At 65.8% G+C, this 1,388-nt stretch carries 3 protein-coding genes; 2 read left to right on the forward strand and 1 reads right to left on the reverse strand.

What is annotated here, in order from left to right; genetic code table 11:
* Positions 1–52: 52 nt before the first annotated feature.
* On the reverse strand, positions 53–496 hold the full coding sequence (locus tag ACWELQ_RS45745; RefSeq protein WP_452403200.1) for a hypothetical protein: 444 nt from the start codon (positions 494–496) through the stop codon (positions 53–55).
* Between the two features lie 157 nt (positions 497–653).
* On the opposite strand from ACWELQ_RS45745, the gene ACWELQ_RS45750 reads away from it, so the two are divergent.
* The gene (locus tag ACWELQ_RS45750) at positions 654–1,088 is read left to right on the forward strand and encodes a VOC family protein (protein WP_452403201.1); all 435 of its coding nucleotides are present in this window, start codon (positions 654–656) and stop codon (positions 1,086–1,088) included.
* A 68-nt stretch (positions 1,089–1,156) separates the two neighbouring features.
* Positions 1,157–1,348, forward strand: a complete 192-nt coding sequence (locus tag ACWELQ_RS45755; protein ID WP_452403202.1) for a hypothetical protein — start codon at positions 1,157–1,159, stop codon at positions 1,346–1,348.
* Positions 1,349–1,388: the final 40 nt, after the last annotated feature.

Genomic DNA, 1,388 nt, shown 5'->3' on the forward strand with positions numbered 1-1,388 from the left:
CCTGTGAAGTGAGGGCGGGCATACCTTGTGAAGCCGGGCATTCCTCGCAAATTCAGCGTGGTGCGGGGACGTTGACGACGATTTGGTCGGGGGATGGATTCGTACTCACCGTGACCGCGACCCGTCCCGATCCCGACAGCGTGAAAAATGCTGCGTTCCAGCCGTAGTGGCCGTCGTACTCGGTGTTCTTCGTTTCCGTATTGCTCGCACCGGAATCGAGATTGGTTATCGTCACCGTCACGGGGATCCTGCAGTTGCTCCCATTCGGTGCGGCCGACCCGAACGGATTCGCGGCGGCATCCACCTTGAAACTCGCCGTCACCCGCGTCGAACTATCGATGAAGCTCGCGAAATCGCCGCCCTGCTGGCCCTGACTGGCATCCACCTCGGCCGTCATGGTCCCCGCACACCCCGGACCCTGATCGACATGCGCCGGATCGAAATACGAGGGTCCGTCGGCGGACGCCGTCCCGCTCGACAGCGCGAACATCACCACCGGCAGGACCGACACCGCCGCACACTTCGAAATGCCTCGCATCGTGACTCCTGTCCTTGCGTGGAACTGCGGAAACGTAGCGATCATCGAGCAGGGGCCCACGCTACTCCTGCGCACCGACAGGCGATCTGTCGCACTCCACCTCTAAGGTGAAGCGATGACATCGGTCAAACAGATCCAGGTCACCTTCGACTGCGCCGACCCCGAGCGCGTCGCCCGATTCTGGTGCGAGGTACTGGGTTACGTCGTCCCGCCCCCGCCACCGGGCTTCGCCGACTGGGCCGCCTTCGACCAATCCCTCCCCGCCGAGCGCCAGGGTTCCGCCTTCGCCTGCGTCGACCCCACCGGCGTCGGCCCCCGCCTGTTCTTCCAGCGCGTCCCCGAGGGCAAGGTCGTCAAGAACCGCGTCCACCTCGACGTGCGGGTAGGCACCGGCCTGGTCGGCGAAGAGCGCCTCGCCGCCCTCGAAGCCGAATGCGTCCGACTGGAGAAACTCGGCGCGGTCCGCGTCGAACTGCTCCGCGCCGACGGCTTCAACGAATCCTGCCAGGTTATGCAGGACGTCGAGGGCAACGAATTCTGCCTCGACTGAACGGCGCCACTGGCGGCATAGCGTCACAATCCTGCGCGCGCTCTACATGCTCGAGTAGCGTTCGGCGCGTGCGTATTTCGAGCCGATTGTCGCCATTGCTGACATTGATACTGGTCGGGGGTCTGGCCGTCGCCGGGATGGCTGGGCCCGCCGCCGCGGAGTCACCGTCGCGATTGCTCACCGTGGTGCAGTCCGGCGTGCTGCGCGTCTGCACCACCGGCGACTACCCGCCCTACACCGTGCGCGGACGAGTGCGGTGAGTGGGCCGGACGCGCCGGTGCGGCCGAGCTGGGTGGCATG

This window comes from Nocardia sp. NPDC004722, from assembly GCF_053601505.1.

Bases quoted from the DNA above. Each gene is read 5' to 3' on its own strand.
- ACWELQ_RS45750 (WP_452403201.1), top strand. From the start codon at position 654: ATGACATCGGTCAAACAGATCCAGGTCACCTTCGACTGCGCCGACCCC.